General features: G+C 60.3%; 4 protein-coding genes. 1 reads left to right on the forward strand and 3 read right to left on the reverse strand.

Annotation, left to right across the window (positions count from 1 at the left end):
- Positions 1-112 precede the first annotated feature (112 nt).
- The 3 genes from preA to hydA form a co-directional block, all read right to left on the reverse strand.
- The gene (preA, locus tag ACSFE6_RS30715; RefSeq protein ID WP_435431132.1) at positions 113-1,387 is read right to left on the reverse strand and encodes an NAD-dependent dihydropyrimidine dehydrogenase subunit PreA; all 1,275 of its coding nucleotides are present in this window, start codon (positions 1,385-1,387) and stop codon (positions 113-115) included.
- Entirely contained in the window at positions 1,388-2,755 is a 1,368-nt protein-coding gene (locus tag ACSFE6_RS30720; protein WP_435431133.1) for an NAD(P)-dependent oxidoreductase, read from the reverse strand.
- A gap of 158 nt (positions 2,756-2,913) precedes the next feature.
- Positions 2,914-4,353, reverse strand: a complete 1,440-nt coding sequence (gene hydA, locus ACSFE6_RS30725) for a dihydropyrimidinase (RefSeq protein ID WP_435431134.1) — start codon at positions 4,351-4,353, stop codon at positions 2,914-2,916.
- A gap of 551 nt (positions 4,354-4,904) precedes the next feature.
- On the opposite strand from hydA, the gene ACSFE6_RS30730 reads away from it, so the two are divergent.
- Positions 4,905-6,389: an NCS1 family nucleobase:cation symporter-1 gene (locus ACSFE6_RS30730; RefSeq protein ID WP_435431135.1), complete on the forward strand. Its 1,485-nt coding sequence runs from the start codon at positions 4,905-4,907 to the stop codon at positions 6,387-6,389.
- Positions 6,390-6,476: the final 87 nt, after the last annotated feature.

The raw sequence follows: 6,476 nt of genomic DNA on the forward strand, positions 1-6,476 counted from the left end.
TTTTTTTTTTTTTTTGTTTTTTCAGGAGCGCTACCCCACAACGCGGGGTGGTTGTGTCGCGGTGGGACCCCCCCCCCCCCCCCCAAAGGCGCCAGTTCAGGCGCCAGTGTCTTCAAGGACTGACGTGATACGGATTCCTCGGATCATGGTTCCAATCCAGAAACGGCTTCCCGGTCTCCACCGGCACCATCTCGATGCAGTCCTGCACCGGGCAGGTGATCTGGCACAGGTTGCAGCCCACGCATTCCTCCTCGATCACTTCATACGCGTGGGTGCCATCGGCCTTTTTCACGCTGGCCACCGCCTGGTGCGAGGTGTCTTCGCAGGCGATGTGGCAGCGGCCGCAACCGATGCAGGCTTCTTGATCGATCTTCGCGATCACCTGATAGTTGATGTCCAGGTACTTCCAGTCCGTGGTGTTGGCCACGGCGCGACCGGAAAACTCTGAAATGCTCGCATAGCCCTGACTGTCCATCCAGCGCGACAGGCCGTCCTTCATCTCCTCGACGATGCGGAAACCGTACAGCATTGCCGCCGTGCACACCTGCACCGAGCCGCTGCCCAGTGCGATGAATTCCGCTGCGTCGCGCCAGTTGCCAATACCACCGATGCCGCTGATGGGTAGTCCTGCGGTCTGTGGGTCACGGGCGATTTCGGCGACCATGTTCAGGGCAATCGGCTTGACCGCCGAGCCGCAATAGCCGCCGTGGGTGCTTTGGCTGCCGACTATCGGATTGGCGACCATGCGCTCCAGATTGACGCTGGTGATCGAGTTGATGGTGTTGATCAACGACACCGCATCGGCGCCGCCCCGGTGGGCTGCACGGGCGGCGACGCGGATGTCGGTGATGTTCGGCGTGAGTTTGACGATCACCGGTAGCGAACAATACGTCTTGCACCAACGGGTAACCTGTTCGACGTACTCCGGCACCTGGCCGACCGCCGCGCCCATGCCCCGTTCCGGCATGCCATGGGGGCAGCCGAAATTCAGTTCGATGCCGTCGGCACCGGTGGCTTCCACCAGCGGCAGGATGTGTTTCCAGGATTCCTCGACGCAGGGCACCATCAACGACACGATGAGCGCTCGGTCCGGCCAATCCTTTTTGACCTGGGTGATCTCCCGCAGGTTGATCTCCAGCGAACGGTCGGTGATCAGTTCGATGTTGTTGAAGCCCAGCACTTCCCGGTTCGGACCGTAGTGCGCCGAATAGCGCGACGACACGTTGACCGCCGCCGGGTCCTCACCCAGGGTTTTCCACACTACGCCGCCCCAGCCGGCCTCGAAGGCGCGGACCACGTTGTACGCTTTGTCGGTCGGCGGCGCGGAGGCCAGCCAGAACGGGTTGGGGGACTTGATGCCAGCGAAGACAATTGACAGATCGGCCATTTACGCAGCCTCCACGTTGAGCATCAGTTGAGCATGAATGGCCTCGGCGGCCCGTTTGCCGTGCTGCACCGCCTGCACGGTGAGGTCCTGGTCGAGGCTGGTGCAGTCGCCGCCGGCATACACGCCGGGGATGCTGGTGCGCAGGTGTTCGTCCACCTGAATTCGATCGCCCTGGCGCTTGAGTTCACGGGCCAGCGGGTCGGCAAGGGCGCTGTCATCGAAGGTCTGGCCGATGGCTTTGAAGATCGCGTCGGCGGCCATCTCGAAGGTTTCGCCGGTGGTTTGCAGGCGACCCTCCACCAGATGAGTGCGGGCGAAACGCATGCCACGCACGTTGCCCCGGTCATCGAGCAACACCTCTTCCGGTTGCGCCCAGGTCATCAGGCGCACCTGATTGGCCTTGGCGATGTCCTGCTCGTGGTGGGTGGCGCCCATGTCCTCGACGCCACGGCGATACACCAGGTTGACGTCATGGGCGCCGAGACGCGCCATCTGCACGGCCATGTCGATGGCGGTGTTGCCGGCACCGAGGACGATGCAATGGTCGGCCAAAGGCAACTCGGTCAGGTCATCGGCCTGACGCAATTCGCGGATGTAGTCGGTGGCGGCCACCAGGCCAGGTGCCTCTTCGTGGGCCAGCCCGAGTTGTTTGCTGGCATTGAGTCCAAGACCAAGGAACACCGCATCGTATTGTTGATGCAATTCGCTGAGGCTCAGGTTGTCGCCGAGTTTTTGTCCGTGGCGGATTTCGATGCCGCCAATCTCCAGCAGGAAGTCCAGCTCCTTCTGCGCGTAGTCGTCCACCAGTTTGTACTTGGCGATCCCGTATTCATTGAGACCGCCAGCCTTTTCCCGTGCTTCGAAAATCACCACGTCATGGCCGTGCATGGCACTGCGATGGGCGCAGGACAAGCCCGCGGGACCTGCGCCGACCACGGCAATGCGCTTGCCGGTGGCGGCGGCGCGGGGGAAGGGGTGTTCGCTGAAATGGGCGTTGTCCACGGCATAGCGCTGCAGGAGGCCGATCAACACCGGCGCGCACTCGTGGGCGTTGTTGCGCACGCAGGCTTGCTGGCAAAGGATCTCCGTCGGGCAAACCCGCGCGCAACTGCCGCCAAGAATATTGGCCGAGAGGATTTTCTGCGCCGCGCCCTGCACGTTGTCCTGATGGATGTTGCGGATGAACGAGGGAATATCGATTTCGCTGGGGCAGGCATTCACGCAGGGTGCGTCGTAGCAATACAGGCAGCGCGAAGCTTCCAGGTGGGCTTGGCGATCATTGAGCGGTGGTGCCAGGTCGGTGAAGTGACCGGCGAGGGCGGCCGCGTTCTCGTAGGGATGGGGGAGATGGGTCAGGGTCTTGATCACGGTTTTTAGCCTCACGGTGATGGAGGTTATGCCTCTACATGGGCATTGTTTTTTTGCCTGGGCCGGCCTCTTCGCGAGCGGGCTCGCTCCCACAGGTTTTGTGAACGCCCGAAATCTCTGTGGGAGCTGGCTTGCCAGCGATAGGCCGCAGGCCGCTCTCAGCGCTTCACGGCAACTGGCTGATTCAACTCAGCCCGCTTGCTCAGCAAGTCGAACACCGCCGGATACGCCGGCCGTTCGATGTACCGTCCGGCACCCCGCTCGGCGCGCAGGTCGCCGTCGGCCCAGACCACCCGGCCCTGGCTGATGGTGTGGCTGGGCACGCCGCGCACGGTCTTGCCTTCGAAGATGTTGAAGTCGACCTGCTGGTGATGGGTCTTGGCTGAAATGGTTCGCGTGCCATTCGGGTCCCACAGCACCAGATCGGCATCGGCGCCTACGCGGATCGCGCCTTTGCGTGGGTAAAGGTTGAAGATCTTCGCGGTGTTGGTCGAGGTCAGGGCGACAAAGTGCTGCATCGACAGACGCCCGGTGTTCACCCCTTCATCCCAGAGCACGGCCATGCGGTCTTCGATGCCGGCGGTGCCATTGGGAATCTTGCTGAAGTCGTCCTTGCCCGCCGCTTTTTGTTCGGCGCAGAAGCAGCAGTGATCGGTGGCGGTGGTGTGCAGGTTGCCCGCTTGCAGGCCATGCCACAGGGCTTCCTGATGGCCGCGGGGGCGGAACGGCGGGCTCATCACGTAACCGGCGGCGGTCTGCCAGTCCGGGTGTTGATAGACGCTGTCGTCCAGCAGCAGATGCCCGGCCAGTACCTCGCCGTAGACCGGTTGGCCCTTGCCCCGGGCATAGGTGATTTCGTCGAGGGCCTCCTTGGTCGACACGTGCACCAGATACAGCGGGGTACCCAGGGTTTCGGCAATACGGATCGCCCGGCTCGCGGCTTCACCTTCGACCTGGGAAGGGCGCGACAGCGGATGCGCTTCCGGCCCGGTCATGCCCTGGGCCATCAGCTTGCGCTGCAGGTGAAACACCAGCTCGCCGTTTTCCGCGTGCACGGTGGGCACCGCCCCCAGCTCCAGGCAGCGCTCGAAACTCGCCACCAGGGTGTCATCCGCCGCCATGATCGCGTTTTTGTACGCCATGAAATGCTTGAAGCTGTTGACCCCGTGATGCTTCACCAGCTCGCCCATTTCTTCGCGGACCTGCTCGCTCCACCAGGTAACAGCGACGTGGAAGCCATAGTCGGAAGCTGATTTCTCGGCCCAACCGCGCCATTGGTGAAAGGCCTCCATCAAGGATTGCTGAGGGTTGGGAATCACGAAGTCGATGATCGAGGTGGTGCCGCCGGCCAGACCTGCCGCAGTGCCGCTGAAAAAGTCTTCGCTGGCCACAGTGCCCATGAACGGCAGTTGCATGTGAGTGTGCGGGTCGATGCCGCCGGGCATCAGGTACTGACCGCTGCCGTCGAGGACTTCGGCTCCGGCGGGCACGTCGAGATTTTCGCCGACGGCCTTGATCACGCCGTCTGCGCAATACACATCGGCGCGATAACTTTCATCATGGGTAATTACGGTAGCGCCACGAATCAACAGAGACATTCCGGATTCCTCGCAGGCATGACCGACTGTTGTCGGTTCTAGGTGTTCTTATATGAAGTCATCGTCTACAGGTAATTCCTGTCAACGATGTCAGGAATAAACGCTAGCTGCAGTTATGGGAATCAGCAAGAATATTTTTTATAAGCTTATTCCTGTTTTAAGTTAATGATAATTAAAGAGTTAAATCAAAGTTCACCAAAATAGTGAGGTGTTTCACCATTTTGACGCACTTGACAGGATCGAAATATGGTCAAGATTTTCTATGTGAAATCAGCTGTTTGAGCATGGTCTATGGTTGATGCGCAGCGTTGGGAAAAAAGATCAATGCACCAGATTGAGTCCTGACTGTTCGGACGACTTGCCTGACATTCGGCCTGAGTGGAAGGACAAGTCACCGCGTATTCAATGGCTATTTAAGTAAAACTGATAAACATCAGTTGTTTACCGCAAGCTTATGGAACTGCCCGATGCGCAAGCGGGGCATACGGCACGCTTATTGATGCCGCCAGCCCCTGATGAGCAAAAATAATTCAAAGAACAAGGGAGCGGCCATGCAACAAATCAGATCGCAAGTGACCGAGCGCGACGGCTTGTTTGAGCTCGAAGCCGGCAGCGACGTCCTCGACAGTCCCCGATACAACCACGACATGGCACCGACCAAGGTGCGCGAACGAACCTGGAACAAATGGCACATCACCGCCCTGTGGGTCGGCATGTCGATCTGCGTGCCGACCTACACGCTCGGTGGCGTATTGACCGCGTATTTCGGCCTGACCGTCGGCGAAGCGCTGCTGGCGATCCTGTTTGCCAATATCATCGTGTTGATTCCCCTGACCCTGAACGCCTTTCCCGGCACCAAGTACGGCATTCCGTTTCCGGTGCTGCTGCGCTCGTCGTTCGGCATCCTCGGTTCCAACATCCCGTGCCTGATCCGCGCCCTGGTGGCGTGCGGCTGGTTTGGCATCCAGACGATGTTCGGTGGTTTGGCCATTCACCTGTTCCTGGGCTCGGTGTTCGACGGCTGGAAATCCCTGGGCGGCACCGGTGAAGTATTGGGCTTCATGATGTTCTGGGCGCTGAACCTGTGGGTGGTGATTCGCGGTGCCGAGTCGATCAAATGGCTGGAAACCCTGTCCGCTCCGTTGCTGGTGGCGGTGGGCGTGGGCCTGCTGGTTTGGGCCATGCCGAATGTGTCGATGACCGAGTTGTTGGCGATTCCGGCCAAGCGGCCCGAAGGCGCCAGTGTGGTCAGTTACTTCGCCGCCGGGCTGACCGCAATGGTCGGATTCTGGGCCACGCTGTCACTGAACATCCCGGACTTCAGCCGCTACGCCGAAAGCCAGAAGGCTCAGATTCTCGGGCAGATCATGGGCTTGCCACTGACCATGTTCCTGTTCGCCGCACTGGGCGTGGTCATGACCGCCGCCTCGGTAAAACTGGTGGGCGTGACCGTCTCCGATCCGGTGACGCTGATCGGCCATATCCAAAGCCCGGTCTGGGTCGCCTTGGCCATGGCGCTGATCATCATCGCCACGCTGTCCACCAACACTGCGGCCAATATCGTGTCGCCAACCAACGACTTCCAGAACATCGCGCCCAAGGCCATCAACCGTACCAAAGCGGTGATGCTCACCGGTTTCGTCGGTCTGGTGTTGATGGGCCATGAACTGTTGAAGAAGCTTGGCCTGATCGTTTCGGACATCAGCCTGGAGACGGTCTATTCCAACTGGCTGTTGGGCTATTCCAGCCTGCTGGGGCCGATTGCCGGGATCATGGTGGTGGACTATTTCCTGATCAAGAAACAGCAACTGGACCTCGCCGGCCTGTACCGCGATGACGTGTATCCGGCGTGGAACTGGAACGGCTTTCTCGCGTTTGGTGTGCCGGTGGTACTGACGTTGCTGTCGCTGGGCAGCGATGCGTTCAGCTGGTTTTACAGCTATGGCTGGTTTACCGGCTCGGCGCTGGGCGGGTTGATTTATTACGGGTTGTGCGTGATGCGTGCTCAACCGTCCGCCGTGAAATCGGCGGTGTAGCCGATGGCCTCTTGGCGGGGAGGGGCCTTTCCCCAAAGTGAGAAGGAGCCACCTGTGGGGGGGGGAATGTTCTCGGAGGAAGTGGGA

The sequence above is a fragment of the Pseudomonas baetica genome, assembly GCF_051216495.1.
GTDB lineage: Bacteria > Pseudomonadota > Gammaproteobacteria > Pseudomonadales > Pseudomonadaceae > Aquipseudomonas > Aquipseudomonas baetica_B.

What these genes read in the sequence shown, in the direction of transcription:
- preA (WP_435431132.1), bottom strand. Translation starts at nt 1,387, where the DNA reads ATGGCCGATCTGTCAATTGTCTTCGCTGGCATCAAGTCCCCCAACCCG.
- hydA (WP_435431134.1), bottom strand. Translation starts at nt 4,353, where the DNA reads ATGTCTCTGTTGATTCGTGGCGCTACCGTAATTACCCATGATGAAAGT.
- ACSFE6_RS30730 (WP_435431135.1), top strand. Translation starts at nt 4,905, where the DNA reads ATGCAACAAATCAGATCGCAAGTGACCGAGCGCGACGGCTTGTTTGAG.